Below are 236 nucleotides of genomic sequence, written 5' to 3' on the forward strand. Positions count from 1 at the left end.
CACCGGTCGAGGCCGCAGCTTCAATGGCACCTGCGCTACGGGCGGGGTAGCCCACCTTCTTCATCAACGGAATGGTCAAAGAGCCTGTCGATACCACGTTACCGGCCGAGGTGCCGTTAATCATCCCCATCAAGCCAGAAGCGAAGATGGCGACTTTCGCCGGGCCACCCCGGGCGCGGCCTGCAGCAGCAAAGGCGAAATTGACGAAGTAGTCACCCACTTTAGACGCCTGCAAG

Annotated in this window: 1 protein-coding gene; it reads right to left on the minus strand. The window is 60.6% G+C overall.

The window, feature by feature from the left end:
• Positions 1-220: TRAP transporter large permease subunit (locus tag SB753_RS41385; RefSeq protein ID WP_410805731.1), on the minus strand; the 220-nt coding region annotated here is incomplete at its 3' end.
• Positions 221-236 lie beyond the last annotated feature (16 nt).

This window comes from Paraburkholderia sp. SIMBA_053, from assembly GCF_046534895.1.
Classification (GTDB): Bacteria; Pseudomonadota; Gammaproteobacteria; order Burkholderiales; family Burkholderiaceae; genus Paraburkholderia; species Paraburkholderia caledonica.